This window comes from Mycolicibacterium sphagni (assembly GCF_002250655.1).
GTDB lineage: Bacteria > Actinomycetota > Actinomycetes > Mycobacteriales > Mycobacteriaceae > Mycobacterium > Mycobacterium sphagni.
This window is the reverse complement of record NZ_NOZR01000022.1, coordinates 64,683-90,929: the sequence shown is the minus strand read 5'-3', so window position 1 is coordinate 90,929 and position 26,247 is coordinate 64,683. Positions and strand designations below refer to the sequence as shown.

Annotated in this window: 25 protein-coding genes and 1 pseudogene; 13 read left to right on the top strand and 13 right to left on the bottom strand. The window is 65.7% G+C overall.

The window, feature by feature from the left end:
- Window positions 1–41: 41 nt before the first annotated feature.
- Genes CG716_RS22530 through CG716_RS22520 form a run of 3 tightly spaced genes read left to right on the top strand, consistent with a single transcriptional unit; the run spans window position 42 to window position 2,048 of the window.
- A complete protein-coding gene (locus CG716_RS22530) occupies window positions 42–713 on the top strand; it encodes an HAD-IA family hydrolase (protein ID WP_207760748.1) in 672 nt (223 codons plus the stop codon).
- A gap of 43 nt (window positions 714–756) precedes the next feature.
- Window positions 757–1,233, top strand: coding sequence for a low molecular weight protein-tyrosine-phosphatase (locus CG716_RS22525; protein WP_264005209.1), 477 nt, complete (start codon window positions 757–759; stop codon window positions 1,231–1,233).
- Entirely contained in the window at window positions 1,233–2,048 is an 816-nt protein-coding gene (locus tag CG716_RS22520; RefSeq protein ID WP_094483332.1) for an SURF1 family cytochrome oxidase biogenesis protein, read from the top strand. The genes CG716_RS22525 and CG716_RS22520 overlap by 1 nt, the downstream gene beginning before the upstream one ends.
- On the opposite strand, the gene CG716_RS22515 is transcribed toward CG716_RS22520, so the two are convergent.
- Window positions 2,005–2,967: a cobalamin biosynthesis protein gene (locus CG716_RS22515; protein ID WP_094483331.1), complete on the bottom strand. Its 963-nt coding sequence runs from the start codon at window positions 2,965–2,967 to the stop codon at window positions 2,005–2,007. The genes CG716_RS22520 and CG716_RS22515 overlap by 44 nt on opposite strands.
- Window positions 2,968–3,012: 45 nt before the next feature.
- Between CG716_RS22515 and CG716_RS22510 the strand changes: the two genes are divergently transcribed.
- Window positions 3,013–3,828 carry an oxygenase MpaB family protein gene (locus CG716_RS22510; RefSeq protein ID WP_207760747.1) on the top strand — a complete coding sequence of 272 codons (816 nt, stop codon included), beginning with the start codon at window positions 3,013–3,015 and terminating at the stop codon, window positions 3,826–3,828.
- Window positions 3,829–3,848: 20 nt separating this feature from the next.
- Window positions 3,849–5,558, top strand: a complete 1,710-nt coding sequence (locus CG716_RS22505; protein ID WP_094483330.1) for an amidohydrolase — start codon at window positions 3,849–3,851, stop codon at window positions 5,556–5,558.
- Between the two features lie 256 nt (window positions 5,559–5,814).
- On the opposite strand, the gene CG716_RS22500 is transcribed toward CG716_RS22505, so the two are convergent.
- Window positions 5,815–7,515: a CocE/NonD family hydrolase gene (locus CG716_RS22500; RefSeq protein ID WP_207760746.1), complete on the bottom strand. Its 1,701-nt coding sequence runs from the start codon at window positions 7,513–7,515 to the stop codon at window positions 5,815–5,817.
- 80 nt (window positions 7,516–7,595) lie between these two features.
- Window positions 7,596–8,231 carry a TetR/AcrR family transcriptional regulator gene (locus CG716_RS22495; protein WP_133067000.1) on the bottom strand — a complete coding sequence of 212 codons (636 nt, stop codon included), beginning with the start codon at window positions 8,229–8,231 and terminating at the stop codon, window positions 7,596–7,598.
- Between the two features lie 129 nt (window positions 8,232–8,360).
- On the opposite strand from CG716_RS22495, the gene CG716_RS22490 reads away from it, so the two are divergent.
- Complete coding sequence (locus tag CG716_RS22490) at window positions 8,361–9,188, top strand: class I SAM-dependent methyltransferase (protein ID WP_094483328.1); 828 nt, start codon at window positions 8,361–8,363, stop codon at window positions 9,186–9,188.
- Entirely contained in the window at window positions 9,185–10,438 is a 1,254-nt protein-coding gene (locus CG716_RS22485) for a saccharopine dehydrogenase family protein (RefSeq protein ID WP_094483327.1), read from the top strand. Before CG716_RS22490 ends, CG716_RS22485 begins: the two co-directional genes overlap by 4 nt.
- Before the next feature lie 170 nt (window positions 10,439–10,608).
- Here CG716_RS22485 and CG716_RS22480 read toward each other — a convergent pair whose 3' ends face one another.
- Window positions 10,609–12,009, bottom strand: a complete 1,401-nt coding sequence (locus CG716_RS22480) for a glycoside hydrolase family 183 protein (RefSeq protein ID WP_094483326.1) — start codon at window positions 12,007–12,009, stop codon at window positions 10,609–10,611.
- 171 nt (window positions 12,010–12,180) lie between these two features.
- On the opposite strand from CG716_RS22480, the gene CG716_RS22475 reads away from it, so the two are divergent.
- Together CG716_RS22475 and CG716_RS22470 are read left to right on the top strand one after the other, a co-directional pair.
- Window positions 12,181–12,417, top strand: a complete 237-nt coding sequence (locus CG716_RS22475) for a hypothetical protein (RefSeq protein ID WP_094483325.1) — start codon at window positions 12,181–12,183, stop codon at window positions 12,415–12,417.
- 226 nt (window positions 12,418–12,643) lie between these two features.
- Window positions 12,644–12,880 (top strand): hypothetical protein, encoded by a 237-nt coding sequence (locus CG716_RS22470; RefSeq protein WP_207760745.1) that lies wholly within the window; start codon window positions 12,644–12,646, stop codon window positions 12,878–12,880.
- 154 nt (window positions 12,881–13,034) lie between these two features.
- Here CG716_RS22470 and CG716_RS22465 read toward each other — a convergent pair whose 3' ends face one another.
- On the bottom strand, window positions 13,035–14,222 hold the full coding sequence (locus tag CG716_RS22465; RefSeq protein WP_094483324.1) for a cytochrome P450: 1,188 nt from the start codon (window positions 14,220–14,222) through the stop codon (window positions 13,035–13,037).
- A gap of 6 nt (window positions 14,223–14,228) precedes the next feature.
- Window positions 14,229–15,017, bottom strand: a complete 789-nt coding sequence (locus tag CG716_RS22460; protein ID WP_094483323.1) for a spirocyclase AveC family protein — start codon at window positions 15,015–15,017, stop codon at window positions 14,229–14,231.
- Between the two features lie 170 nt (window positions 15,018–15,187).
- On the opposite strand from CG716_RS22460, the gene CG716_RS22455 reads away from it, so the two are divergent.
- A complete protein-coding gene (locus CG716_RS22455; RefSeq protein WP_094483322.1) occupies window positions 15,188–15,847 on the top strand; it encodes a TetR/AcrR family transcriptional regulator in 660 nt (219 codons plus the stop codon).
- A gap of 6 nt (window positions 15,848–15,853) precedes the next feature.
- Here CG716_RS22455 and CG716_RS22450 read toward each other — a convergent pair whose 3' ends face one another.
- The 6 genes and pseudogenes from CG716_RS22450 to CG716_RS22425 form a co-directional block, all read right to left on the bottom strand.
- Complete coding sequence (locus tag CG716_RS22450; RefSeq protein ID WP_094483321.1) at window positions 15,854–16,735, bottom strand: mycofactocin-coupled SDR family oxidoreductase; 882 nt, start codon at window positions 16,733–16,735, stop codon at window positions 15,854–15,856.
- Between the two features lie 23 nt (window positions 16,736–16,758).
- Window positions 16,759–18,027 (bottom strand): cytochrome P450, encoded by a 1,269-nt coding sequence (locus tag CG716_RS22445; protein ID WP_094483320.1) that lies wholly within the window; start codon window positions 18,025–18,027, stop codon window positions 16,759–16,761.
- A gap of 186 nt (window positions 18,028–18,213) precedes the next feature.
- The gene (locus CG716_RS22440; protein ID WP_165774252.1) at window positions 18,214–19,107 is read right to left on the bottom strand and encodes an undecaprenyl-diphosphate phosphatase; all 894 of its coding nucleotides are present in this window, start codon (window positions 19,105–19,107) and stop codon (window positions 18,214–18,216) included.
- Window positions 19,108–19,159: 52 nt separating this feature from the next.
- Window positions 19,160–19,863, bottom strand: a pseudogene (locus CG716_RS22435) (nitronate monooxygenase family protein).
- Window positions 19,864–19,929: 66 nt separating this feature from the next.
- On the bottom strand, window positions 19,930–21,114 hold the full coding sequence (locus CG716_RS22430; protein ID WP_094483318.1) for an alpha/beta hydrolase: 1,185 nt from the start codon (window positions 21,112–21,114) through the stop codon (window positions 19,930–19,932).
- A 25-nt stretch (window positions 21,115–21,139) separates the two neighbouring features.
- A complete protein-coding gene (locus tag CG716_RS22425; RefSeq protein WP_094483317.1) occupies window positions 21,140–22,363 on the bottom strand; it encodes a CynX/NimT family MFS transporter in 1,224 nt (407 codons plus the stop codon).
- 48 nt (window positions 22,364–22,411) lie between these two features.
- Here CG716_RS22425 and CG716_RS22420 point away from each other — a divergent pair, with 48 nt between their 5' ends.
- Entirely contained in the window at window positions 22,412–23,071 is a 660-nt protein-coding gene (locus CG716_RS22420) for a FadR/GntR family transcriptional regulator (RefSeq protein WP_094483316.1), read from the top strand.
- Here the strand turns inward: CG716_RS22420 and ubiE are convergent.
- Entirely contained in the window at window positions 23,068–23,787 is a 720-nt protein-coding gene (gene ubiE, locus CG716_RS22415) for a bifunctional demethylmenaquinone methyltransferase/2-methoxy-6-polyprenyl-1,4-benzoquinol methylase UbiE (RefSeq protein WP_165774251.1), read from the bottom strand. The two genes, CG716_RS22420 and ubiE, sit on opposite strands and share 4 nt — an antisense overlap.
- Window positions 23,788–23,981: 194 nt before the next feature.
- Between ubiE and CG716_RS22410 the strand changes: the two genes are divergently transcribed.
- Together CG716_RS22410 and CG716_RS22405 are read left to right on the top strand one after the other, a co-directional pair.
- Window positions 23,982–25,070 carry a ferredoxin reductase gene (locus CG716_RS22410; protein ID WP_094483314.1) on the top strand — a complete coding sequence of 363 codons (1,089 nt, stop codon included), beginning with the start codon at window positions 23,982–23,984 and terminating at the stop codon, window positions 25,068–25,070.
- A 9-nt stretch (window positions 25,071–25,079) separates the two neighbouring features.
- Window positions 25,080–26,231, top strand: coding sequence for a fatty acid desaturase family protein (locus CG716_RS22405; protein WP_165774250.1), 1,152 nt, complete (start codon window positions 25,080–25,082; stop codon window positions 26,229–26,231).
- Window positions 26,232–26,247: the final 16 nt, after the last annotated feature.

Sequence of the window (26,247 nt, the reverse complement as noted above, 5' to 3'; positions counted from 1 at the left end):
GCCAAGAACAGTAGTGCGCGGCGATCAGCAACAATGGAGCGGTGACCAGCACGGCCTCTGACACCCGCCCCCAGTTGGTGATCTTCGATCTCGACGGCACCCTCACCGACTCGGCTGACGGCATCGTGGCCAGCTTCCGGCACGCGCTGGCCGCGATCGGCGCCGAGGCGCCCGAGGGTGATCTGACCGGCCGCATCGTCGGCCCGCCCATGCACGTGACCCTTTCCGGGCTGGGCCTGGGCGAGCGCGCCGACGAGGCGATCGCGGCCTATCGCGCCGACTACACCAGCCGGGGCTGGGCGATGAACAGCCTTTTCGACGGCATTCCGCAGCTGCTGGACGACCTGCGGGCGGCCGGGGTGCGGCTGGCGGTGGCGACCTCCAAGGCCGAGCCCACCGCCCGGCGGATCCTGGAGCACTTCGAATTAGCCGGCCACTTCGACGTGATCGCCGGCGCCAGTGTCGACGGTTCCCGGTCCAGTAAGGCCGACGTGGTGGCGCACGCATTGAGCCAGCTGCATCCGCTGCCCGAGCGGGTGCTGATGGTCGGTGACCGCGCCCACGACGTCGAGGGCGCCGCCGAGCACGGCATCGACACGGTCGTGGTGGGTTGGGGCTACGGCGCGACCGATTTCCTCGAGCCGCACACCGCCCAGGCGGCGGCCGCTCATGTCCCGACGGTCGCTGCGCTGCGGGAGGTGCTCGGTGTCTGACCAGTGGGCAGGAGCGCAGCGACCCGGGGATCAGCTTTTGCACGTGACGTTCGTGTGCTCCGGCAATATCTGCCGCTCGCCAATGGCGGAGAAGATGTTCGCCCACCAGATCGACCAGCGCGGTCTGTCGGACATGGTGCGGGTGAGTAGCGCCGGCACCGGCAACTGGCACGTCGGGGACGGGGCCGACGAGCGCGCCAACACCGTCCTGCGGCAGCACGGGTATCCGACTGAGCACTCCGCGGCCCAGGTGGACGACGACCACCTCGCGGCCGATCTGGTGATCGCGCTGGGCCGGAACCATGCGCGGATGCTCACCCATCTCGGGGTGGAGCCCGAGCGGGTGCGGCTATTGCGGTCTTTCGACCCGCGATCGGGCAAGCACGCCGACGACGTCGAGGACCCCTACTACGGCAGCCACACCGATTTCGAGGAGACCTTCAGCGTGATCGAGGCGGCCCTGCCCGGTCTGCACGCCTGGGTCGACGAGCGGCTGGCAGCCGACGACCGGGCCGGCTGATGAAGCGCTTGCCGTTCCTGCTGCGCCCGGGCTGGATAGCCCTGGCGTTGGTGGTCGTCGCCTTCGCCTACCTCTGCTTCACCGTGCTGGCGCCGTGGCAGCTGGGCAAGAACAGCAGGACCAACCGGGAGAACAACCAGATCGCCGCGTCGCTCAATGCCGAGCCGGTGGCGGTGACAACGCTTCTGCCGCAGCAGGATTCGTCCGCACCCGACGCGCAGTGGCGACGCGTGACGGCCACCGGGCACTACGTGCCCACCGCTCAGGTACTGGCCCGGCTACGGGTGGTAGGTGGAACTCCCGCCTTCGAGGTACTGGTGCCGTTCACCGTCGACGGCGGACCGGTGGTGCTCGTCGACCGCGGGTATGTACTTCCCATCCAGGGATCCACGGTGCCCGAGTTCGCGCCGGTGCCGTCCGGAACGGTGACGATTACCGCGCGCCTGCGCGATTCGGAGACCGCACCGGCCGACAAGCCACCCCTTCGCCAGGGCGGCATCACCCAGCTCTATGCCATCGACACCGCAGAGTTCTCTGCGACCACCGGGGTGACGGTGGCCGGCTCATACCTGCAGTTGGTGGAGAATCAGCCCGGCGTGCTCGGAGTCGCCGAACTGCCGCATCTGGATGCCGGGCCGTTCCTGTCGTACGGCATCCAGTGGATCGCGTTCGGCATCGTGGCGCCGATCGGCCTGGGCTACTTCGTGTATTCGGAGATCAAGGCCCGCCGCCGCGAGAACGCGGCCGCCACCGGCGCGCCGTCGGCCCCGGTCACCGTCGAGGACAAGCTCGCCGACCGCTACGGCCGGCGCTAGCCAAGCCAATCGCCAGGAAAGCCGCGGCGAACTGAACGGCGCGCGATAGTTCGACCGCCCGGCGAAGGTCGGCGACGCCGGGGATGTGGCCGTCGCCGAGGGTGGGCCGGATCTCCAGCTGATGGCGGTACTGGGTCGGGCCTCCGAGGCGCACACCCAGCGCTCCGGCGAAGGCCGCCTCCACCACCCCGGCGTTGGGACTGGGGTGCCGCGCAGCGTCACGGCGCCACGCCCGCAGTGCACCGACCGGGGAACCGCCGACCAGCGGCGCGCACACCACCACCAATGCGCCACCTACCCGGGCCGCCAGATAGTTAGCCGCGTCGTCCAAACGTGCTGCCGCCCAGCCGAATCGGGCGTAGCGCGGCGAGCGGTACCCGATCATCGCGTCCAGTGTGTTGAGGCCGCGGTAAACCAGCACACCGGGCACTCCCCCGGCGGCCGCCCACAACAGGGGTGCGACGTGGGCATCTGAGGTGTTCTCGGCCACCGATTCCAGGGCCGCCCTGACCAGCCCGTCGACGTCCAGCGCCGACGGGTCACGGCCGCACAGCGAGGGCAACAGATCCCTGGCGCCGTCGATGTCGCCGGCGGCCAGCAGGTCGGCGACGGCGGAACCGGTCCGCCCCAACGTGGTTCCGCCCAGCGACGCCCACGTGGCGGCGGCCGTCACCGCGGCACGGGCCGGACCGCGGGTGCTGCGTTGCGTCAGGACACCGGCGACCGCCAGCCCGCCCAGCAGCACGCCGGTATGGAGCACGCCGGCGCCCCGGCTGTCACGGTAGGTCAGCTTTTCCAGTGCGGCTGCACACCAACCGAACCCCGCCACCGGATGCCCACGTGCCGGATCACCGAAAACAACATCAGCCAGCTGGGCCGCAAGGATGCCGACACCCCGCCACCGTCTGCGCGCAAACACCCCGGCACTCTCTCACACGTGGTGTACTGCCCCCATGAGGCCGCGATGACGCGACATCCGAGAAGGGTCAGCGACCTGCTCAACCCGGCCGCGGTGTTGGCGCCGGCGGCCAATGTGATCATGCAGCTGGCCCATCCCGGTGTCGGCTACGGCGTTCTCGAGAGCCCGGTCGACAGCGGCAATGTCTACAAGCATCCGATCAAGCGGGCCCGCACCACCGGCACGTATCTGGCGGCCGCCACCATTGGAACCGACTCCGACCGCGCCCTGATTCGCGCCGCGGTCGACACCGCGCACGCGCAGGTCCGCTCAGGGCGAAGCAGTCCGGTGTCGTACCGCGCGTTCGATCCGCAGCTGCAACTGTGGGTGGCAGCCTGCCTGTATCGCTACTACGTCGACCAGCACGAATTCCTCTACGGGCCGCTCGATGACGCCGCGGCGGATGCGGTCTACGCCGACGCCAGCCGGCTGGGCACCACGCTGCAAGTGCGTCAGAGTATGTGGCCGGCCGACCGTGCGGCCTTCGACGAGTACTGGAAGCGATCGCTTGAGGACCTGAGCATCGACCCGCCGGTGCGTGAGCATCTCAAAGGCGTTGCGGCCATGGCTTTCATGCCCTGGCCGGTGCGTGAGACGCTCGGTCGGTTCAACCTGTTCGCCACCACCGGTTTCCTGCCGCCGGAGTTCCGCTCGATGATGCGACTGCCGTGGGGTGCCAGCCAGCAGCGTCGCTTCGAATGGCTGCTGGCTTCGTTGCGGCTGGCGGACAAGCTGATCCCGCACCGGGCCTGGATCCTTGGCTATCAACTCTATCTATGGGACATGCGGGCAAGGGCCCGCCGTGGACACCGGATCGTCTGAAATCGTTTGCGAGGGGCAATATGTCGACGAATATTCTCACGGCCGGAACTGTCATCACGATGGATCCGGCCCAGCCGCGAGCGGAAGCCGTCGCGGTGTCGGAGGGCCGGATTGCCACCGTGGGCTCGGTCGCGGAGTGCCGGGCCGCTTATCCCGACGCGGAGGTGATCGCTACCGGCGCCGCCGCCCTTTTACCGGGATTTGTTGAACCGCATAGCCATCCGGTGATGAGCGGGGTAGCCACCCAGCCACCCGCCCGTTCCATCGCACCGTGGGACGCCCCGTCCTGGTCGGATGTCGAGGCGATCTTCGCCGACGCACTCGCACACACCGACCCAAATACTCCACTGTTGTTCGCCGGGTTCGACGCGCTGTTGCACAAGCGACCGTCACCGAAAGCGCCCGAACTCGATCGGATCTTCGGCAACCGGGTCGCGGTGGTCACCGACAACTCCGGCCACGGAGTGTATTTCAACACCGCGGTGATGAAACGCAACGGCTGGGACGTCAACCCGCCTGTCGAGCCGGTCGGCGGTCACTTCGGCCGCAATGCCGACGGCAGCCTGGACGGACAGGGATTCGAAACCCCGGTCCTGATCAGCGTCGCCGCGCCGATCCTGGCCGAGCTCGGAAACCCCTTGGTCAGTGCCGCCGAGTACTACGCGTGGATGTCTCGCGGGGGCTACACGTCGACCTCGGACATGGCTTACGACCCGAGCCTGAAGGGCGCCTACGAAGCGCTGGCCGCCGCGCCATCGTGCCCGCTGCGCGTGAGCATGTGGGAGATGTCGACCAGCGACACCTACAATAACCCTGAAACCTTCAGCGCTGCAGAGGCTTTCCTGGTCAAGCAGGGCGTCAAACTCTGGACCGACGGCTCCCCGTGGATTGGCAACATTGCGGTGTCGTTCCCGTATCTGAGCACGGAGACCACCAGGACCGCCGGTATCGACCCGGCAGTTGCCGGCGGACCGCAGTCGATGAACTACAGCCGCGAGCAGCTCGACGCGATCCTCGACGTCGCGGCTCCCGCGGGCTGGCAGATGGCGTTTCACGCCAACGGTGACCTGGCCATCGAGTTGGCCCTGGACGCCTACGAGGCGGCGCTGCAGCGGTACAACCTAATAGGCACCGACCATCGTTGGCGCCTGGAACATCTCGGGGCCGGTACCCGCAGGCTCTTCGACCGGGCCGCGCGGCTCGGTGTACACGCGTCGATGGCGCCCTTCCAGTACTACTACTGGGGTGAGCTGCTGGATGGTGAGATCTTCGACCACGAGCACGGCAGCCAATGGGGGCGCTTCGCCGACGCGCAGGCCTCCGGAGCGGTGGTGTCGTTGCACAACGACGGATCGGTGTCACCGCCGACGCCGGTGCTCAACATCCAGACGGCGGTGACGCGACGGACGCGGGCCGGCAATGTGCACGGCGCCGATCAATGCATCACCCTCGATCAGGCTCTGCGGGCACACACCATCAACGCCGCCCGAACCTTGCACCGGGACAAGCTGATCGGATCATTGGAAGTCGGCAAGCTGGCCGATTTCACCGAGCTGACCGCCGACCCATACGCGGTGGATCCCGCTCAGCTCGCGGAAAAGGCGCAAGTGAGCGGCACATGGCTGGGCGGCGAGCGCATCGACCTGACCGCGTTCGTCGGCGCGATCGGCGGCACCGATCCCAACGAGCATCAGCAGCTGGCCGAGCAACCCAGGCACACCTGCTGTTGACGCGAGGCGCTAATCGTCGGCAGCGCCAGGCGTTATGCGGCCACGACGAGCCCGCGGGGTAGGAACTGCCGAATTGATACAAGATCCGCGGCGCGTTGCTGCCATCGGGCCCCAAATCGGCCGGATACCCCTGCCCCTCACGTGAACCTTCACATATGCCACTTTTGCCGACCACCTCGGCCAGGCAATCGTCGGCACCGCCCGATCGGGGGTTTGCCGATGGCGTCGACGCGGGCATGGTCAGCTTGCCCCGCCGTTACGCGTCGTTCGGTCCGGACATGAGCGGAAGTAGGACGTGGGAGTCGTAGCGTCCGCCGGCACGGAGGATGTGAGCCCCGTGGTTGCGGAGTGGAGCCTTGCTGATCTGGTTTAGCTCGGCGGGGATCAGGCGCGCGCCCGATATGGTGACGGCGAGGCTTTCCCCGGCGTGGAACCGAATTGCGGTGGCCCACAAGCCGATATCGACGGGAACGATGTCACCCGGGTGAAGCAGCTCCTCGTGGGTGTGGGTCAGAAACGGTTCGGACGGGGTTGACACTTGCGGGTCGCACCGACGGTGCGAGACGCGCAGCTGTCCTGAGGTGGCCTGCACAGGCTGGTCGAGCACCACTGGCGAGAGTACTGCGCCGTCAATGCCCAGCTTGTCCAGTCGCACGAACAGGTCCATGTCGTCATTGCCGTCGGCCTGCACCCAGAGCCGCAGTTTGGAGTATCCGATCAGATCGGTGTCGTGATCGAAGCGGTAGCTGAGCACCACCTGACCGTCCACGGCGGCGTAGCTGTGCTCGCTCTCCTGCTGCGGCGGCGCGGCGGTCAGCTCGCCGGCCGAGAAGTCGAGATACAGCGGCTGATGCAGCGCCGTGGCGATGGGCCATTGGGGTTCCGGAAGGTCGACCACATCGGTGCCACCGGGGTCGAGGATCGACAGACGAACCGCTGGTGTTGTCTCCCAACCATTGTCGACACCGAGCAGGTAGTGGTCGAAGAACCGCCGCAGGTCCTCGGTGTAGACGTCGCTGTAGAAGTCAGGCCATTCATGGGTGTTGTGTACCCGCAGCCACTTATCCCCCGAGAGGCGGCGGAAGGCATCAAGGGTCCGGGATGAGTGCAGCTGCGTCCAGCTGGCCACCACATACGCCGGCACCACAATCTTTTCGACCGCAGCCCGCTTGGTCGCCCAGTAATCGTCGAACAGCGGGTGTTCGGTGATCATCGCCGGGATATCTTCCACCGTGCCGTTGCCACGCACGGAGTTGGTGAGAACGAAATTGCAGAATGCGTCACCGGTCGGGATCCCGCCACGAATAGCCATGTCGCGGTAGTAGTCGCTCATCCCTTCCCAGGGCGCGATCGCCGCCAGATGCGGCGGCCGTTCGGCAGCAGTGAACCACTGCGACACCGCCAGCCACGAGTTGCCTGCCATCGCGACTTTTCCGTTGCTCCACGATTGGATGGCCAGCCATTCGATCACGTCGAACGCATCCCGGCCCTCAGACTCACTCCAGAACTGCGCGTCCCCACCGGAAGAGTTCACTCCACGCGGATCGACATTGGCCACCGCGTAGCCATAGGCACACCAGTAGCCAGGATCTGGACCCTCCCACTTCTGCAGATTCGACAACGCGTCCGTGGCGATGCCGGCTCGGCCCGGAATCATGTCCAACAGTGAGCCGGTATCTTGCTTGCCGTAAGGACTCCACGCCACCAGGACCGGCAGATCAGCGTCGCGGTCCGCCGGACGCACGATGTCGGTGTAGACGATCACCCCGTCACGCAACGGGATCGCCACGTCACGGTCGACGACGACGTCACAACCCAACGCGCGCCCGCCATCGATGACCGAACCGCGGGCATGCACCTCCCGTCCGGGACGCAGCCCCGGATACGTCCCACCCGGTGCATCGGGCCGGGTCGCAGGTCGGCGTAACGCCTGGATGCCGGAGATCATTTCGGTCATTGCCTAGCTCCTTAGTGATTCGAATCCGTTGCCGTGCTTCGGCAGTGATCGAATGAATCTGCCGGCGGTGAGGCGGTAGCTCATTGCGCTACTGCGGAGACCTTCGCGGTTTCAACGATGCTCTCAGCGGCGAAGCGGTCGACCCCGACGGTGATGAGGGCAGCCAGGGCCGCGTCCTCGGCCCCGCCGCTCCAGCTGCGATCATTCGACGCCTCGTGAAGTTTGATCGCTTGTACACGGAGGATCTGGACCATCACCTCGGCCGGCAGGTGGCGTGAAAACTGCCCACTGCGTTGACCTTTGCGAACGATGGCCTCGAACACGGCATCGATCGGGGCGGCAGCTCGCTCCATCGAAGCGGCGTCAATCTGTTGGATCAACGTCGTCAGCAGGTGCCAATCGTGGGCGAACGACCACACCTCCAACGTCAGCCTGGCGAGCTCCTCCGACGCGTTCATACCCGGACGGGACGATCGACCCGCGACCTCGGCGAGCACATCGGCCGTCTGGGCCAACACGGCCATGATCAGCTCATCGCGATGGCTGAAGTGCCCATACAGCGTTCGGCGCACCACGCCGGCTTCGCGCGCGACGTCGTCCATGCTGGTGTCGGGGTCGTAGGTCCACAGCCGGCGCGCCGCATCGACGATCCGCGCGCGGTTTCGCTCACGCGTCGGTGACGCGGTCTGTGCGACTTGGTGATCCACCTGTCCCATCAGCTCCACCTTCCACTTTCATTGCGGCCCTGGCTCTTGCTTGCACCCCATGACTGTTGCGTGCATACTTGCTCATTATTGCACACCTTTGTGCAATTTATTCTCATAGCTCGCAGCAAGGAGACACTCATGGAGCAATCGACCCCCGGAACTAGCGGAATCGAGCACATGCCGCGCGGCGGCTACAACGCGTCGTGGCTCAACCGCCACCTGCAAACAGACGTGTTGGAGTACACCGATCGCTACGACGTACCGGATGAGCTCAAGCAGCGGGTCATCGACTCACTGGACCACCTGGGCTCCGTACGGGGTCTGCACGAGAAGAACGCGCACATGGCACTGAGTCTCGTGTCCGGTATCGATGCACCGAGAATCCTCGAACTCGGCGCCGGCCACGGACGACTGTCGGAGCAGATCGTCCAGATGCACCGCTCCGCACAGGTGACGGTCTCCGACCTGGACCCGACCTCGGTGCACAACATCGCCGGCGGCGTGTTGGGGGCGAACACGCGCGTCCGAACGAAAGTTATTGATGCAAGCGCGATCTCGGAGCCCGACGATAGCTATGACCTGGTAGTCTTCGCTTCGTCCTTCCACCATCTCCCTCCAAAGGTCGCCTCTCGCGCGATCGCCGAGGCGACCCGCGTGGGCCGGAAGTTCCTGGTGATCGACATCAAGAGACCGTCCGCGATCCCCTTGGCTCTGATTTCGGCCGGAGCACTACTGATCGGGGCGCTCACGTCACCACGATCAAAGGCGCGCGCCTTCATCCACGACGGCCGCATCAGCTGGTTGCGCTCCTACAACCGGGCGGCCTTCACCTCGCTCGGAACGGCGGCGGACCCGGCGATGGTCGCCGAATTCCTCAGTCCCAGTGACCGACTTCCGCACAACATCGCCGTCGCGTACTCCCGCCCCACCTTTGCTGTGCACGAGAGCGAGAGCCGGCGATCATGAGTGACGAGCGCGAGTTCGACATCGTCCTGTACGGGGCGACCGGCTTCGTGGGGCAGTTGACGGCTGCGCGTCTTGCCGCCGGCAATGGCGGGGCGCGGATCGCGCTCGCCGGCCGCTCGATGGATCGCCTCGAGGCGGTGCGGGACGGCATCGGCGAGAGCGCGCAATCGTGGAGCCTGATGCGTGCCGACGCGGAGGAACCCCCGACCCTGGCCGACGTTGCGGCACGCGCGCGGGTGGTAGCCACGACCGTAGGGCCCTACGTGAAGTCGGGCATGCCGTTGGTGGCGTCGTGTGCCGCGGCCGGTACCGATTACACGGACCTGTGCGGCGAGGCCATCTTCGTGCACCGCAGCGCGGCGCAGTATCACAATCTGGCGGCAGAGACGGGAGCGCGCATCGTTCATGCTTGCGGTGCCGATTCAATTCCCTCCGATATGAACGTCTTTGCGCTGCATCGCCAAGCCCAGTCCGACGACGTCGGCACACTGACCGACACCGTGCAGGTGGCGCGCACCTTCACCCTCACGATGTCCGGAGGAAGTGCCAACACCGTCGTGGAAGTCATGCGCGAGACATCCCGCAATCGAGAGTTGCGGCGAGCGGTCAACGACCCGTACACGTCCTCCACTGATCGAGCCGCCGAACCCGACCTTGGTCGGCAACCGGACATGATCTTTCGCCGTGGTGGACACATCGCTCCGGAACTCGACGGCATCTGGGCCGGGGCGTTCGTGATGGCGGTTGGAAACACTCGGATCGTGCGCCGCAGCAATGCCTTACAGGACTGGGCCTACGGCCGCACGTTCCGTTACTCGGAATGCATGGACATGGGGTCTTCGCCGATCGCCGCGGTGAGGGCCGCGGCGATAACCGGGGCGATGTCGGCGATGACCGCGCTCGGGGACCGCTTTCTGTACCGGGTGCCGCGAGAGCTGATCGACAAGTTCATTCCCAAGTCTGGCAGCGGCCCGAGCGCCGAGGAGCGCGCGGAGGGCAGTTACCACGTGGAGACCTACACGACCACGACGGGCGGTGCCCGCTACCGGGCCTCGATGTCCCAGGACGGCGACCCAGGCTATGACTCGACTTCGCTGCTTCTCGCCGAAAGCACCCTCGCGCTGGCGCTGGACCGCGACAAGCTCTCCGATCAGCGTGGTGTACTGACACCTGCTGCAGCCATGGGCGACGCCCTTCTCGCTCGCCTTCCCAAGGCAGGCGTAACGATGGACCTCACCAAGCTCGCCTGAGGAGTTGGTCAAGCGGCTCTTCTGCTAGCTCGCCCCACGATGCGACGCCGAGGACAACCGTCACCACGCCATCCGCGATGAGAAGTTCGCAACGATCTCCAATGTGCTCCAATGCGGCGACATCAGGGCCAAGAGCTCGTTCGTCTACCCGTTCAAGGCAACCGTCATCTTTATCGAATACCAGCCGCCCCGGCTTGAGCCAGCGTGGTCTTCATCAACTGGACGTTGTAGTTGCCCCAGATCGACAGATTCCAGTAGATGTCCTGGCCGGTCGACCACGGATCCATCATCGGCGCGTACAGGCCCGGATATTGCACGGATGTCACCAGGGTGGTCGCCGCCGACCAGGTGCCCTCCGGGGAGTCGGCGGTGCGCAGGATGACGCTGCCGGTGCTGCTGGTGTACATCGCGACGTATTTGTTCAGATACGTGTTGTACTGCACCGACATCTCACTGACGTGCCCGCTGGGGCCGCCCACCCCGAACAGCCCGGCCACAAAGCTGCCGAAGACCAGGCCCAGCTGGCCGAGGAATCCGCCCGCGTACTGGTTGGACTTGGTCGCCGGCAGGATGGGAACCGCGGCACCCGGCTTACCGGCCACCCACGTGTCGCCATTCCAGTACTCGTATTTCGACAGATCGAGGATGTCTGCCTCTTTCACCCGGGAGACATACGCCGATCCGAGCCGGCCCGACGGGGTGCCGTAGGAGTAGACGTATCCGGCATCAGGGGAATCGTCTGGCGGTTTGACGAACGCGCCCTGCTGAAAGTTCTGGTTTCCGTAGACGAAAGGAGTGCTCGACCGCAGCCAACTGGCCGCCCGGATGGTCTGCGGCGCGACGGTCCAGGTCTGCCCGTTGTCGTCGGAATACGCGATCGCGGAGTAGTTGGTGGTCCACGCGCCACTGAAGTCCCACGACCGCACCGACATGAAGTTCACGTATTGCCTTGCGCCGTACTGGTTGTCGTAGGGCACCGAGATCGCCGCGGTGGGGATGACCGTCACCTGAGAGCCGAACACGCCGAGATTGCGTGCGCTGCCCGCGATCACCTGCTTGGACATCCCCGGCGAACTCAGCGGCGATCCGGCGAACGGGTTGGTGGTCGAACCGGGGGCGAACACGCCGGCGATCGGATCGGTTGTGCGCAGCAGCACGTTGGAGCGCCACGCTCCGGTCATGTTCGGCCCGCTGAAGGTGTCGCCGAAGATCATCAGCACCTGCCGGTTGACTCCAGTCATGCCGTTGTCCCACATGACGCCGACGTCGGTGCCGTCGATACCGAACCGGCTGGGCGTCAGGGTGTTCGGTCCGGTGACCCAGCCGACCTTGGTGGTGACGGGTGAGGAGGCGACCGCCGCGGCAACGGTCTGTGGCGCTGGGGTTTTGTTGGCGGGTAGTGCTTTTGCTGTCGTTGACTTGGGCCGCGCCGAATGACCAGAAGTCGAGTGCGTGCTCGAGTGCGCAGCCGACGACGCGGAGTCAGCCGAGGCCACCGCGCAGGCCGAAGAGATCGCGGCCCCCACACCCAGTGACACCGCGAATCCCCCGATATACGCCGCTGTACGCATGGCCGCCCCCGTCTGTTGCCCGTCGAATATGTTACGGCGTCCCCTAATCGGTGGATGCGCAATTCGCCCGGCACACGGTCCGCTTGGCGGACAGACACGCCACGTGAGCGAGCGCACTATTCATTTCGTGCCTCGCCCAACCAGGACAGGCCCAAAAACTCGGAGGACACCATGACTGCACAGATCACCAAGCGTGCCGCAGGACTCTTCGCCAGTGCGGTCGCCGCCGGCGCACTGACCCTGGGCCTGAGCTTCGCCCCCGTCGCAAGCGCCGCACAGGACTGCGGCTACGGCTACCACCTGGCGGGTGGCAGCTGCGTCGTCAACCTGCCCGGCCCCGGCGCCCAGGTCGACCCCGGCCACCCGAACTGCTGGATCAACGACAACGGCGATCAGCGCTGCTGTTAAAGCAGCCAGCGCCAACCCGACTCCCCCAATCCCGCCCGAGCCACACGGCCCGGGCGGGATTTTTACCTGCCACACCATCCTTTTCGAGCGACTGTCCCCCAAACGGTGGAACCACAATTCGTCCCGCACAACCTCCGCTTAGCGGACAGACGGCCGGTTCGGCCAGGCGCACCATTCCTTACGTGCCTCGCTCAACCAGGGCGGGCCCAAAAATTTGGAGGACATCATGACTGCACCAATCTCGAAGCGTGCCGCAGGACTTTTCGCCAGCGTCGCCGCCGCCGGCGCGCTGACCTTGGGCCTGAGCTTCGCCCCCACCGCAAGCGCAGCCGACGGCTGCGGAATCGGCTATCACCTCGAAGGCCCCACCTGCGTGCTGAACGTACCTGGGCCCGACGCGCACTTCATCAGCCCGAACTGCTGGATCAACATCAACGGCGACGAGCGCTGCTACGTCCCCTAACACCACCGCACAACGTCATACGCAACCCGCCCGGGCCACACAGCCCGGGCGGGTTCATGTCCGGGGAGAGGCGTGAAGGGCAGCGGGTTGGGGCGCGAACTCGGGCCCGAGAGGCTGGCCGTGTACCTGGAGCCCAAGTCGATCTATCACCCGGCTAGCGCGTCTTGACCGGCAACCGTGCCCAGCCGCGCACACTGGATGTCCTTCCCCGGCTGGCATTCTCGTAATCCACGTCCCAGTCTGTCCACCTCTTGAGGACCTCCTCGATCGCGACCCGCGCTTCGAGCCGCGCCAGCGCCGAGCCCAGGCAGAAGTGCAGCCCCTGCCCGAAGCTCAGATGCCCGCCTGTGCGGTGGATGTCGAAGCGGTCCGGGTCGGTGAATCGCGAGTCGTCCCGGTTCGCCGACGCGTTGAGCAGCAGCATGTGCGACCCTTCGGCCACCGTCTGCCCGTGCAGTTCGACGTCTCGCGCCACATAGCGCGCCTGCACCGGCGACGGAGGCTCGAAGCGCAGCGCCTCTTCGATCGCCGACGGGATCAGCGACGGGTCCGCCACGAGTTCGTGGCGCTGGTCGGGATGTTCGCCGAGAAGTTGACCCAAAGCCCCGATCAGCCGGGCAGTGGTTTCATTGCCCGCACCGGCGATCGTGGCGGTGTACCCGAGCACCTCGCCGCGCTCCAGCCGGCGCCGTGTCCCATCGGGCTCCTCGACCTCGGCGTTGAGCAGGTCGGTCATCAGATCATCCGAGGGATGGGTCGCGCGCCACTCGATGTACTCGGCGAACATCGCGATCGCGTCCTGGAAGACGGTCGGGCTGACATCTCCCAGCTCCGAGTCCACAGTGATGAGGCTGTCGTTGCGGTCGCGAATGGCCTGCTGAGCGTCTTCGGGAATGCCTAGGAGATAACCGATCGTCCGCATCGGCATGAACGCACCGAGGTCAGCGACGAAGTCGAAACCGTCGCCGTCCCTCAGCGGATCGAGTGCGCCCGCACAGAAATCACGCACCATGTCTTCGACGGCGAGCATGCGGCGCGGGGTGAAGACCCGCGACAACAGGCGGCGGTGCAGGTCGTGGGCCGGCGGGTCTTCGAACAGGATCACCCCCGGCGGCACCTCGATCCCGCTGGACAAGATGTCCAGCGTCGTGCCCCGGCCGGAGCGGTAGGTCTCCCAGTCCGGCAGCGCACGGGCCACGTCGTCGTAGCGGCTCAACGCGTAGAAGCCGTACTTGTCGTTGACATAGAGCGGGGCCTCTTCGCGCATCCGCCGCCACACCGGGTACGGATCGTCATCGATCGCGTAATCGTAAGGGTCGTAGTACAACTCGACGGTGTTCATCAGGGCCTATCTCGGTTGGTTCGGCACGCCGGGGAACAGTTGCTCGGTAGGGCCGACGGTCACGTAGCCGCCCAGCTTCGTCGCGAGGTGCGGCGCGAAGACCGCGCCGTACAACAGATGCCCCACGATGACGACCGCCACGATGGACAGCACCCCGGCGCCCACCTTGCTCGACGACCGCCTGTCGGCCCACACCTCGATGACGTTGCGCCCCTGATCATCCACCCGGCCGAGCAGGTACGCGAACACCATCATCTGGATGCCCATCGCGACGGAGTCGTAGATCGGATATTGATGTCTGGTGCCTTCGAAGATCGCCAGCCCGGGAATCACGTAGCCGTAGTAGAAGACTCCGAGCTGGGCGCCGACGACCGCGTTGAAGAACAGCGCCCAGCAGAACCCGACGCCGAAGCCGGCGATCAGCAGAGTCTGCGGTCGCCGCCAGCCGAGCCGCCTCACCAGCCACCGGCCGATGGCGGCGCCGATCAGCGCAGGGAATACGAAGTACGAGATGTAACCGATCGGAACCGCGGAGGGCAGCCCGCCGCCCCAGGTCACGTTCATCGGCCACCACGACGGCATGCGCGGAAGCGCCGGCGGGAACTGCGCATACATCGCCCAGTCGTAGGGCGCCTCGATCCACGAGAAGGAGATCGCCGAGATCGAGACCAGCAGCAGCGGATGAATGCGTCCGCGGCGAACGCTGAGGTACACACCGACCGCCAGCAGCACGACGCCGCCGATGTAGGCGAACGACAGGCCGGCGATCATCACCGGCGTCAGACCGGTGTTCATTTCTTCCGCGCCTCCGGATCGAAGTAGACGACCAGGCCGAAGATCAACACGATCAGCCCGAAAAGCGTGCCGAGCATGATTACTGCTCCCACCTCAGCTCCATTCCACAGCTAGTAATAGTGGATACTATTACTCCGAGGACCGTCGAGACCCGGCTATGGTGAAAACCAGTGCCCCAGCAGAAGATCTCCCCGAAAGAGCGCACCGCGCGGGCCCCGGCCGTCCGCCGGGCGCCCGGTGAAGCACGTCGACTTCTGCTGGATGCGGCACGGGATCTGTTCGCGCGCAGGGACTATCGCGCGACCACCACGCGGGAGATCGCCGAGGCCGCCGGCGTCACCGAGTACCTGCTCTTCCGCCACTTCGGCTCCAAGGCCGGCCTGTTCCGGGAGGCACTCGTCGTCCCGTTCACGAGCACCCTCGACGAATTCCGCCAGACCTGGCAGTCCGTCGTTCCCGAGGACACCGACGAGGAAGAGCTGTCGCGGCAATTCATCGGCCCCCTCTACGACGTCCTGGTCCGCCATCAGGGTCTCCTGCTCACGTTGGTCGCGTCGGACGGGCTCAGTGAGGACGAGATCGAGGCTGCCGGGATCGCCGACATCCGGCGAGCGCTGTCCGTGCTCGGCCAGATCAGCGCCGAGGGCATGAGCCTGCGCGGAATGCAGTCGGACCAGCCGGATCTGCCCGCGCATTCGACCGTGGCGATGATCGTCGGCATGGTCGCCTTGCGGTCGACCTTCTTCGGCAACCGGCCGCCGTCGCGAGAGGCGATCATCGACGAGCTGGTGCAGGCCACCCTGCACGGGTTCCTGCACCGCCCGAAGTGAATCCCGTTATCCCCCGGGGCCGTTCGGCCATTTGAGCAGCGAGCCGCCGTCCACCCGAATCTGCTGCCCGGTGATGTAGCGGCTGTCGTCGCTGGCCAGGAACACGCCGAGATTGGCCATATCCTCGGGCTCGATGTACGGGATCGGCATCGCCTGGAACAGGGTGAACAACGGCTCTGCGTCTTCACGGCTGGCCTGCTTGCCCTGCTGGGTCAGGTCGGGCCGGAACATGCTGTACATGCCGTCGTTCTGCAGCAGATGCGTGTTGCAGTTGGTCGGGTGGATCGCGTTGACGCGGATCATGCGATCGGCCAGCGCCAGCGACATCTCCTCGACGTACTCGATGATCACCCGCTTGCTCCAGCCGTACCCGCGACCGCCGGGCCCCATGTTCGGGTTGTCGGTGGTCCCCCGGATCATGCCGGCCGTCGAACCGGTGACGATGACCGATGACCCGTTGGGCAGGTGCGGAACGGTGACGGCGACGGTGTTCATCACACCGAGCAGGTCCACATCGCTGGCGTCGACGAACGACATCGCGTCGTGCGCCCGGCCCATGGCCATCGGCAGGATCCCCGCATTGGCGACGACGATGTCGATCTTGCCGAAGTTGGCCACGCCGGCTTCGACCGCGTCCCGCAGTTCGTGGCGCTCACGGACATCGGCGACCCGAGCCAGGACCTGACGGTCGAGCTCCTTGATGGAGCGCTCGGTTTCAGCAAGATCCTCGGGCGTGGCCAGCGGGTAAGGATTCGACGGAATGTCGCGGCAGATGTCGACGGCGATGATGTCGGCACCTTCTTTGGCCATCGCGATAGCGTGCGCCCGGCCCTGCCCGCGGGCGGCGCCCGTGATGAAAGCCACCTTGCCTTCGAGCTTTCCGGTCATGCGACTCCTTCTCTCGGGCCTGGTCAGCCGACCGGCGTGAACGTGATGTGCAGCTCGCTGAGCCCGCGCATGATGAACGTCGGCTCGTACTCATAGTGGCGGTCGCCGGCCGGACCGTGATCAGATTCGGAGATCGTGATGTCGGTCATCCGGTCCAGGATCCGGTTCAGCGATATCCGGCCCTCGGCCCTGGCCAACGGCGCGCCCGGGCATGAGTGGGCGCCGCGGATGAACGCGATGTGCTCGCGCACGTTCGGTCGGTCCGCGCGAAACTCGTTGGGCTGCTCGAACTTCTGGGCGTCACGATTGCATGCGCCGGGCAGGAGCATCACCGTGGTGCCGGCCGGCACCGTCACATCCCCAATCGTGGTGGTCGTGCGCGCCATCCGGAAATGCGACTTGACCGGACTCTCCATGCGCAATGTTTCCTCGAGGAAGGCGGGGATCTTGCTGCGGTCATCGCGCAGTTCGCCTTCGAGTTTCGGGTTGTCGCCGATGAACCGCACCGCCGAGCTCACCAGTTTGGTGGTGGTCTCGCTGCCGGCGGCGAACAGGAACGTCGACAGGTTCACCACGTCGGCCAGGTCCGGCGTCGATCCGTCGTCGTACTTGGCCAGCGCGAGCCCGGTGAGCACGTCGTCGCGCGGTGCGCGACGACGATCATCGAGGTAGCGGTAGAACCGCTCGTTGAGCCATTCCAGCGGGTTGTGGGAGGTGGGCGCGTCCGCACCGAGTTCACCGACCGTCTGGCCCGCGAAGACCGCGGTGAACTCTTCATGGTCCTCGGCAGGCACCCCCAGCAGGTCGGCGATCACCAGCAGTGAGAAGGGTTTGGCGTAATCGGCGAGGAACTCGCACTGCCCCGTAGTGACGAAGGTGTCCAGCTGCTGGTCGGCCAGCCGCCACATGAAGTCTTCGTTTTCCTTCAGCCGCTTGGGCGTGATGAGCGTGTTCATCAGGCTGCGAGTACGGGTGTGCAGTGGCGGGTCTTGGGACGTGATGTGTTCGGCCATTGGAACGTTCGCGCTGTGTTGCGCGATCAGCTCGCTGACGTCATCGCTGTCGCCGGGGGTGATCGGCATGCCCGCGAACGGTCCGGCCACCGATACGCACGACGAGAACGCCGGATTCTTGTAGACGCTCAGCGCCGCGTCGTATCCGGTGACGGCCAGCACGTTGAACGGGGTCGCATTCGTCACCGGGCACTTCGACCGCAGGTGATCGAAGTAGGGATACGGGTCGGGTACGAGCGTCGCCTCGGTGAAGAAGTCCACCGTGTCGAAATCAGTCACCAATTCGCTCCGCGCCCGTCGTCGTTAGAACCTAACGTTTGTTCGGACCATACCCAGTCCCCGATACCGCGTCAACGAAGCCGACCCGCTCCAGGTAACGGCATGCGATCGCGGCGGCCTTCACCACCGCATTCGGCAACTGTTACGTCGCGGATCAACTATTAGGTTGCGTCGACGTGCGAGCGCTCAGCGCAATGTCAGCCATAGCAGGCTGCCGAGTCCTGCCAGTGTGCAGTAGACGGCAAAGGGTGTGAGCGTTCGGGTTTCGAAGTAGCGGGTGAGAAACCGCACCGCGAGATAGGCCGCACCGAACGAGGCCAGGCTGCCCACAAGTATTTGACCGTGAATCCCGTCGCCGAGCGGACCGAACAGGTCTGGGATCTTCAGGATGCCCGCGAGAAAAATCACGGGCGTCGCAAGAAGGAATGAGAACCGCGCGGCGTCTTCATGCGAGAGGCCCCGCAACAAGCCGGCAACCATCGTCACGCCGGAGCGGCTGATGCCCGGCAAGAGTGCCAGCACCTGGGCTGACCCCACAACCAATCCCCCAACCAGAGGCATGTCAGCGATCCGGGCGTCGACGGCGTCGGCGGCCTGACCCGCCTGTGCGACGGCGTCGGCACGTCTTCGAAGCCGTTCTCCCACAAAGAGAACGACGCCGTTGGCGATCAGGAAGCTCGCGGCCGGTATCGGCCGGCCAAGAGTGGTTCGAAACAGGTGCTCCAACGCCAATCCGCAGATGCCAACCGGGATTGTCCCGACGATGATCAGCCAGGCCAGCCGCTCGGCCGGCGTCGTGATCCGCCGGTGCCGTAGCGACGTTGCGAAGCCACCGATGATCGCCACCCAATCCCGCCAGAAGAACACCAGCAGGGCCAGTGCGGTCGCGACATGCAGGCCGACGATGAAGGCCAGATAGGGCGATTCTGGAGCCGATACGTCGAGGTCGCGTGCCCAACTGCCGCCGATCAGCGCCGGCACCAGGATCGAATGACCGAGGCTGGATACCGGGAAGAGTTCGGTGACCCCTTGGAATGCGCCGACGACGAACGCCTCGAGATAGCTGAGATGGGAGCTCACGCTGCGGTACCGACTGTCGTGCGGCTGACTCGAACCGGACGCAGGAACAGAGTCAGGACCACCGCCGAACCCATTGACACGGCTTGGACGATACCAGTTCCCGGTGACCCGAAAGGTGGCCGACGCGGTACTCATCGGCATCCGAACTCAGCTGACTGATCACCTCACCAACTGACCGAACCTCCGTGAGCTCCCCGACACCCTGGCCCGCGTTGATCGGCGCGTAGGTATAGTCCTCGACGGCGATGGCCTGGGCCAATTCCGCAGCCGCGCCGGGATCGACGCTCAGCGCGTCTTCCTCGCCGTCCCAGCGATCGCTGAAACTGTTGCGCAGCAAGCGTTCTGGTAGCTGGGCTGGCCACGGATAGCCCTGCGCGATGTCGAACACCCGAGTCGTGACGGTATGGGTGCCGTCGGCCGCCAGAGCAGCGCGGTCAACAGCGGTAGCGTGCCGATGAGCGGCTCCCCATGACCGCCGCCCTCGGCCCCGCGGCGACCACCACGTCGATGCCTGCGGCGACAGCTCGTTCGGCGCTCGCCAGATCACTCACCTATGTCGCGGCGATCACGCCGGAGTCGTGTGCACGCGGCCACCCAGTCCACGAGACCAATGCCAAAGGGATAAGGCAGGTTTGAAACGTGTGGGAGCTCCGCTCGGAGCCGCTCGGCAGTAGCCGAGCTTCCCATGCCGATCATGCCGAGACCGCCAGCCCGCGACACCGCCGCGGCCAGGGCTCCCACGGCAACACCACCCATCGGGGCGTTGACGATCGGCGCGTCGATACCGATCGACCGGGTCCACTCGGAAGACAACACGTCTGTTCAGACCGCCGACGTGGTCCTGCCATGGAGTTGGTCCTGGTGAACGTGGTGAAGGAAGCGGCCGATCGCGGCCACCACCGGCGCCGTGCGCGTGCCGTCGACGAGGTCGAAACCGTGTCCCACGCCTGGCAATTCGATGTAGCACACGGGTGACTCGGACACCGACCGCAGGCGTTCCACGAAACTGCGAGCCTCGTCGACGGGGATCAAGCCGTCATCACTCCCGTGGATCGCCAAGAAGGGTGGCGCTGACGAGTGCACTCGCTCCATCGGCGACGCCGCACGAAAGACCTCTGGACGACGAGCCTGCGAACGCTGCACCACCACACGTTCGAGGAACTCCAGGAAGCGGTCGCGCTCGGGCGTGCTGCGGTCGTGCCAGTCGTAAAGGCCGTACACGCTGACCACAGCATCGACCGACGTATCGGCGTCCGCAGGAAGATCGGTTTGCCACTGCGGGTCGCCGTTCGTCAGTCCGGCCAGGGTGGCCAGGTGACCACCTGCCGAACACCCGGCGACGGCAACGAAATTCGGATCGCCCCCGAACTTCGCGGCATTGGCCCGTGCCCAGGCGATCGCAGCTTTGACATCGGTTATCTGGCGCGGCCAGCGATGGCGAGGGCTGGACCCGTACTGAACTGACAGGCACACCCAGCCTCGCCGCGCCAAGTGCGCCATCAGCGCGTGGCCCTGGAGCTCTCGGCGGCCGAATACCCAGGCGCCGCCGGGGACGAAGACGAGCACCGGCGCCGGTTCCTGGATTGTCTCCGGACTTCGCCAGACGTCGAGCAGCTGACCGGGGCGGTCGCCATAACGCACCGACGAGCGGTACACATACCGCCGCTGACCGGCGGCCTTCAGAAATGGCGCGCGATCCCGGTGTGTCGGCCACGGCTGGGCGAGCTGCTCGGCGGCAACCACACCGCCCAACGCCTCGGTCAAGACGTCAGGTGTGAACGCTTCCTTGGCATTTCGTACCAACCCCCGCGCCATCCGGGCGCCGATGCTCGAGACGTAACGCCGCCCTCCGATACCGAGCGCCGCGAAGCCACCGAGTACCTCAAGGTGACGCCCGACCAGTGGCAGCGACGCGGACGCCGCACCCAGGGCGATCACGTAGTCACCTGGCTTGGCTCTGGCTACCCACCGGGCATACGAACACACAGCGTTCCGCGATCCGGGCATCGCTGTAGCGTACGGTCGCCAGCGCTCAGACGTAGCGATTCCGGCCGGCGAACACACCGAGCGCGATTTGCACGACGTAAACCGCCAGCACCATGATGAACGGCGCTGTCCAGCCGCCGGTCACATCGTGCAGCGTTCCGAACAAAAACGGACCGATGCCGGCCAGAAGGTAACCGAATCCCTGCGCCATGGCGGACAGCTGGACGGTGTCCTCGGCGGTGCGCGCCCGCAAGGCGATGACGGTGACGGCCAACGAAAACACGCTCATGCCGAAGCCGACGAGCACACTCCACAGTAGCGGGCTGGCATCCGGAGCGACCAGCAGACCCACCACGCCGGCGAATCCCGTCACGCCGAGGGCGGCGATCCAGCCACTCTGGTGAGTCGAACGCGCCGCCATCGGTGCGAGGACGAGGCTGACGGGCACGGCGATCACCGACAGCAGTCCGACGAGCAGGCCGGCGGAGGTCTTGCTCACCCCGTGGTCGATGAATACTTCGGGCAGCCAGCCCATCATGATGTAGGCCAGCATCGACTGCGTCCCGAAGAACAGTGTGATGATCCACGCCAACGGATTTCGCAACAGTGACCGGTGTTCGACTGATCCCGTTGAGTCGTTGGCGCGGCCGTCGACCCCGCGGGCGGCGAAGAGCCAGGCCAGTAGCGCCACCGCTGCCAGGACCGTCCAGCTGACCAACGCCGGCCGCCAACCGCCGAAGACATTCTCCAGCGGTGGGGTGACAGCCGACCCCAAGGCGCCACCGCCCTGCAGCGCCGCCGTGTAAATGCCGGTCATCACACCGAGTTGGGCAGGGAACGACTGCTTGATCACCACTGGGATCAGGACGTTGATGACGGCAATACCCGCGGTCGCCACCAAGGTTCCACCGATGACCACATAGGGGCCGTCGAGCACACGCACCAGCAGCCCGACGATCAACGTGATCAGTGCGAAGGTGATGGATCGACCCAAGCCGAACCGGCGCGACAGCTTGGCCGCCGCCAAACCCGCACCCGCAAAGCACAATCCGGGCAGGGTGGTCAGCACGCCGGCCCAGATGGCAGAGGCGCCCAGCGCGCGCTGCATGTCGCCGAGCACCGGCCCGACGCTGGTGACCGCGGGCCGCAGGTTGAGTGCGGTGAGCACCACCGCGACGATCAGCACCGCGCCGGCAGCGACCCGCCCACCGACGGGCAACTCGACGGCGCCGTCCAATTCCAGGGTCAGGTCGTGCTCGTAGCGGCTCACCGCGCTATCCTGCCATACATCCTATGATCGGATGAAAAGGATGTTTGGATGCCGCTAGCCGCCGCGCGCCACACCGGGCTGGTCGACCACGCCATCGACCAGCTACGACAGACGATTGCCTCGGGCGAATGGCCGGTGGGCTCGCGTATCCCGACCGAGCCCGGCTTGGCTACGGCGCTGGGGGTCGGCCGCAATACCGTGCGGGAAGCGGTGCGCGCGCTGGCACACAGCGGGATCCTCGAGGTCCGGCGTGGCGACGGGACGTACGTCCGGGCCACCAGCGAGATCTCGGGGGCGCTCAACCGGATGTGTGGCTCGCGGCTCCGTGAGGTGCTTCAGGTCCGCCGCTGCCTGGAGGTCGAAGCGGCGCGCCTTGCGGCCGTCGCCCGCACCGACGACGACCTCACTGAGCTTCATGACCTGCTCGCGCGCCGCAACGCCCAGCATGTCAAAGCAGACCGGGCCGAGTTCTCCCGCGAAGATGCGCGGTTGCACTTCGCGGTGGTGCGGGCATCGCACAACGAGGTGCTCATCGAGCTGTACCGCGGGCTAACCGAGGCAGTGGCCGACAGTGTTGCGGTTTCACACAGACATGTCGACCACACAGAACTGATCGAGGCCATCATTGACCAAGACGTCGACCGAGCCGGCCACGAAGCCGGGAATTTCCTCGACGAGCTGATTGGCGAACTGCCGCAACCGAATTAATCGGCGCGCGAGCCCAGATGGACGGTGGAAAACCCGGTGGTCAGCGAGACATAGCGGGCGTCGGCGAAGCCCGCTTCGCGCATCATCGCGCGCAGCTCGTCTCGTGACAGCCAGGTTCGGATCGAGTCGGCGGTGTAGTGGTGTGCGTCGCGATGCCACGCGACGACGCGGCCGACCTTCGGCATCGCGCCGAAGTAGAAAAAGTCGTGGAGTCCCTTCAGCGGCTTGGAGGTCGGCGTGCTGAAATCGAGCACCATCAGCCGGCCACCCGGCCGCAGGACGCGATGGAATTCACGCAGCGCCTTCGGCCGGTCGGCGACGTTGCGCAGCCCGTAGCCGATCGTGACAACGTCGAATGTTTCATCCGGGAACTGAAGATCCGTGGCATCGCCCTCCTGGAACTCCACCGGACCTCGCCCTCGCCGTCGGGCGACATCCAACATCGCGGCGCACGCATCCACGCCGACGACCTGACCTCCCGGGCCGACCGCCGCGGCCTCCGCGAACGCCAGATCTCCCGTCCCGCTCGCGACGTCCAACACTCGTTCGCCAGGTTTCGGCGGGCACAGCTCCATGGCTTGGCGCTTCCACAACCGATGGAGCCCGAACGTCCACACATCGGTCATTGCGTCATAACGCGGAGCGAGTGCCGAGAACAGCTCGTTGACGTAGCCGCTCTTGGCCTCGTCGGACCCATTCCATCGCCGATTAACCATCACTCCACGATGCACCACAGTGATGGGTGCGATCAGCGCTTTCCCAAATGTCGAGGCCGCGGTCGTTCGGCTCATCCCACGCATACCCGTGTCGCGTGTTTGGCCTTCCATCTCGTCGGGTAGAAGTGTGACGCAGCGCACTTTCTTGCTCAGGGACGCTCGCTAACAGACACCCGATCACGAAAGGCTCCACCATGCCGGAGCGCGGATCCGAAGTTGTGTTGCCAAGACTGGCCCGACTTGCCGTCCGCGGACTCGGGTACTTCACGTGGCCGCTCAAGATCGATGACTATCTCGAGCTCATCACCCCCCTGTGGTCGGTCGTGGAACGGCGCGGCCGCATCGAACGCGTCCACCGGGAGACCGAGGATGCCGTGACGGTGTTCATCACCCCGGGGTTCCGGTGGGTGGGCCACAAGGCTGGGCAGTACGTGCGGATCGGCTTCGATGTCGAGGGTAAGCGGCAGTGGCGCGCCTACTCGTTGAGCAGCGATGCCGCGCGCCCGGACGGACAGATCACGATCACCGTCAAACGCACCGAAAACGGGGTCGTCTCGAGGTTTCTCAGCAGCTCGCAGGCCGCCGGGTCGATCGTGACGCTCGGCAGCGTCGAAGGCGAGTTCACGCTGCCGGCCGCGCCGGCGAAGCTGCTGTTTCTCACCGCCGGTAGCGGTGTCACGCCGGTCATGGCGATGCTGCGTTCGCTCAGCCGCCGTGGCGACTTTCCGGACGCGCTGCACATTCACTCTGCGCGAACACATTCCGAGGCGATCTTCGCCGCCGACCTGGCCGCACTCGCCGAGCGGCACGACGGCTACCGGGTCATCCAGCGAGCGACCAGCGAAGAGGGCCGCTTGCTGCCCGCATCCCTCGACGAGGTGTGTCCGGACTGGCGAGAGCGCGAAACCTACGCGTGCGGTCCTGGCGGGATGCTGGACGCGCTCCAAGAGCACTTCAATGCCGCAGGCGTGCCGGAACGGCTTCACATGGAGTCTTTCGAGCACATGCTGCTGACCGGGGCGATCGGCCAGGGCGGCACCATCACCTTCGCCGGCAGTGACATCAGCGCCGAATGTGACGGCGCAACAGCAATTCTCGTCGCAGGCGAGAACGCGGGCGCCGTTCTGCCCTACGGCTGCCGGATGGGGATCTGCCACACCTGTACGGGCATGCTCACTAACGGCTCGGTACGCGACCTGCGGACCGGGGACGTCACCCGCGCGGGTACCGAGATTCGAACCTGCGTGAATTCCCCCGACGGCGACATCACCCTCGACCTCTAGGAGCCTCGAATGCCCGAATCGATGATTGACAGCCCGATCGCACACCTCAGCGAGGAACAGATCGAGGCGATCGGCAAGGAGTTCGACGCAATCCACGACGAGGTCTTCAACAGCCTCGGCGACCGCGACGCGCACTACATCCGCACCATCATCGCGTTGCACCGCCAACTGGCACTGCTCTCGCGCGGGATCCTGCTCGGCTCCCGTTATCGGCCCGCCTGGCTGCTGGGCACTGCCGTGCTCTCCATCGCGAAGATCTTGGAGAACATGGAGATCGGACACAACGTGATGCACGGCCAGTGGGACTGGATGCAAGACCCCAACATCAACTCCGCGTCGTGGGACTGGGACAGCGCGTCGACCCCAGAGGCGTGGAAGCACTCGCACAACTACGTCCACCACACCTTCACCAATATTCGCGGCAAGGACAAGGATCTCGGCTACGAGATCATGCGGATCGACCCGCATCAAAAGTGGCATCCTGTCTATCTTTTCCAGCCGATATACAACCTGATTCTCGCCGCGTTCTTCGAGTGGGGCGTCGCCGCCCACGACCTGGACTACAAGGCCATCAGGGCCGGCGACAAGAGCAAGGAACAGGTCCGCCGCGAACTCCGCGGTATGGGGCACAAGGCGTGGCGCCAGATCGTCAAGGACTACATCGCCTTTCCTGCGCTGTCCGGCCGTAGGGGTTTCAAGTCGACCCTGAAAGCGAATTTCACCGCCAACATCATCCGCAACGTGTGGTCGTACTCGATCATCTTCTGCGGCCACTTTCCCGACCAGACCTACACCTTCAGCAAGGACGAGGTCGAAGACGAGACCAGCGGCCACTTCTACCTGCGACAACTGCTCGGTGCCGCCAACATCGAAGGCTCGCCGCTGTTTCACGTGCTGTCCGGGAATCTTGGTTACCAGGTCGAACACCACCTCTTCCCGGACATGCCGTCGAGCCGCTACGCCCAGATCGCACCCAAGGTCAAAGACCTCTGCGAACGCTACGGACTGCCCTACAACAGCGGCAGGTTCGGCCGGCAGCTCGGCTCGGTTCAGCGCACCATCGTGCGGCTGGCCTTTCCTGGCGGCAGGCCTGCTCCCAAGCCAGGTCCGTACCAGCCAGTCGACGAGGACACGATCACTCGCCCGCTCATCGCGGTGTAGTCACTCGCCGCGGCGA

Excerpts from the sequence above, each read along its gene's own strand:
- CG716_RS22520 (WP_094483332.1), top strand. The coding sequence starts at position 1,233 with ATGAAGCGCTTGCCGTTCCTGCTGCGCCCGGGCTGGATAGCCCTGGCG.
- CG716_RS22510 (WP_207760747.1), top strand. The coding sequence starts at position 3,013 with ATGACGCGACATCCGAGAAGGGTCAGCGACCTGCTCAACCCGGCCGCG.
- CG716_RS22505 (WP_094483330.1), top strand. The coding sequence starts at position 3,849 with ATGTCGACGAATATTCTCACGGCCGGAACTGTCATCACGATGGATCCG.
- CG716_RS22500 (WP_207760746.1), bottom strand. The coding sequence starts at position 7,515 with ATGACCGAAATGATCTCCGGCATCCAGGCGTTACGCCGACCTGCGACC.
- CG716_RS22495 (WP_133067000.1), bottom strand. The coding sequence starts at position 8,231 with ATGGGACAGGTGGATCACCAAGTCGCACAGACCGCGTCACCGACGCGT.
- CG716_RS22490 (WP_094483328.1), top strand. The coding sequence starts at position 8,361 with ATGGAGCAATCGACCCCCGGAACTAGCGGAATCGAGCACATGCCGCGC.
- CG716_RS22485 (WP_094483327.1), top strand. The coding sequence starts at position 9,185 with ATGAGTGACGAGCGCGAGTTCGACATCGTCCTGTACGGGGCGACCGGC.
- CG716_RS22480 (WP_094483326.1), bottom strand. The coding sequence starts at position 12,009 with ATGCGTACAGCGGCGTATATCGGGGGATTCGCGGTGTCACTGGGTGTG.
- CG716_RS22475 (WP_094483325.1), top strand. The coding sequence starts at position 12,181 with ATGACTGCACAGATCACCAAGCGTGCCGCAGGACTCTTCGCCAGTGCG.
- CG716_RS22470 (WP_207760745.1), top strand. The coding sequence starts at position 12,644 with ATGACTGCACCAATCTCGAAGCGTGCCGCAGGACTTTTCGCCAGCGTC.
- CG716_RS22465 (WP_094483324.1), bottom strand. The coding sequence starts at position 14,222 with ATGAACACCGTCGAGTTGTACTACGACCCTTACGATTACGCGATCGAT.
- CG716_RS22460 (WP_094483323.1), bottom strand. The coding sequence starts at position 15,017 with ATGAACACCGGTCTGACGCCGGTGATGATCGCCGGCCTGTCGTTCGCC.
- CG716_RS22450 (WP_094483321.1), bottom strand. The coding sequence starts at position 16,735 with ATGACCGGAAAGCTCGAAGGCAAGGTGGCTTTCATCACGGGCGCCGCC.
- CG716_RS22430 (WP_094483318.1), bottom strand. The coding sequence starts at position 21,114 with ATGCCCGGATCGCGGAACGCTGTGTGTTCGTATGCCCGGTGGGTAGCC.
- CG716_RS22420 (WP_094483316.1), top strand. The coding sequence starts at position 22,412 with ATGCCGCTAGCCGCCGCGCGCCACACCGGGCTGGTCGACCACGCCATC.
- ubiE (WP_165774251.1), bottom strand. The coding sequence starts at position 23,787 with ATGGTTAATCGGCGATGGAATGGGTCCGACGAGGCCAAGAGCGGCTAC.
- CG716_RS22410 (WP_094483314.1), top strand. The coding sequence starts at position 23,982 with ATGCCGGAGCGCGGATCCGAAGTTGTGTTGCCAAGACTGGCCCGACTT.
- CG716_RS22405 (WP_165774250.1), top strand. The coding sequence starts at position 25,080 with ATGCCCGAATCGATGATTGACAGCCCGATCGCACACCTCAGCGAGGAA.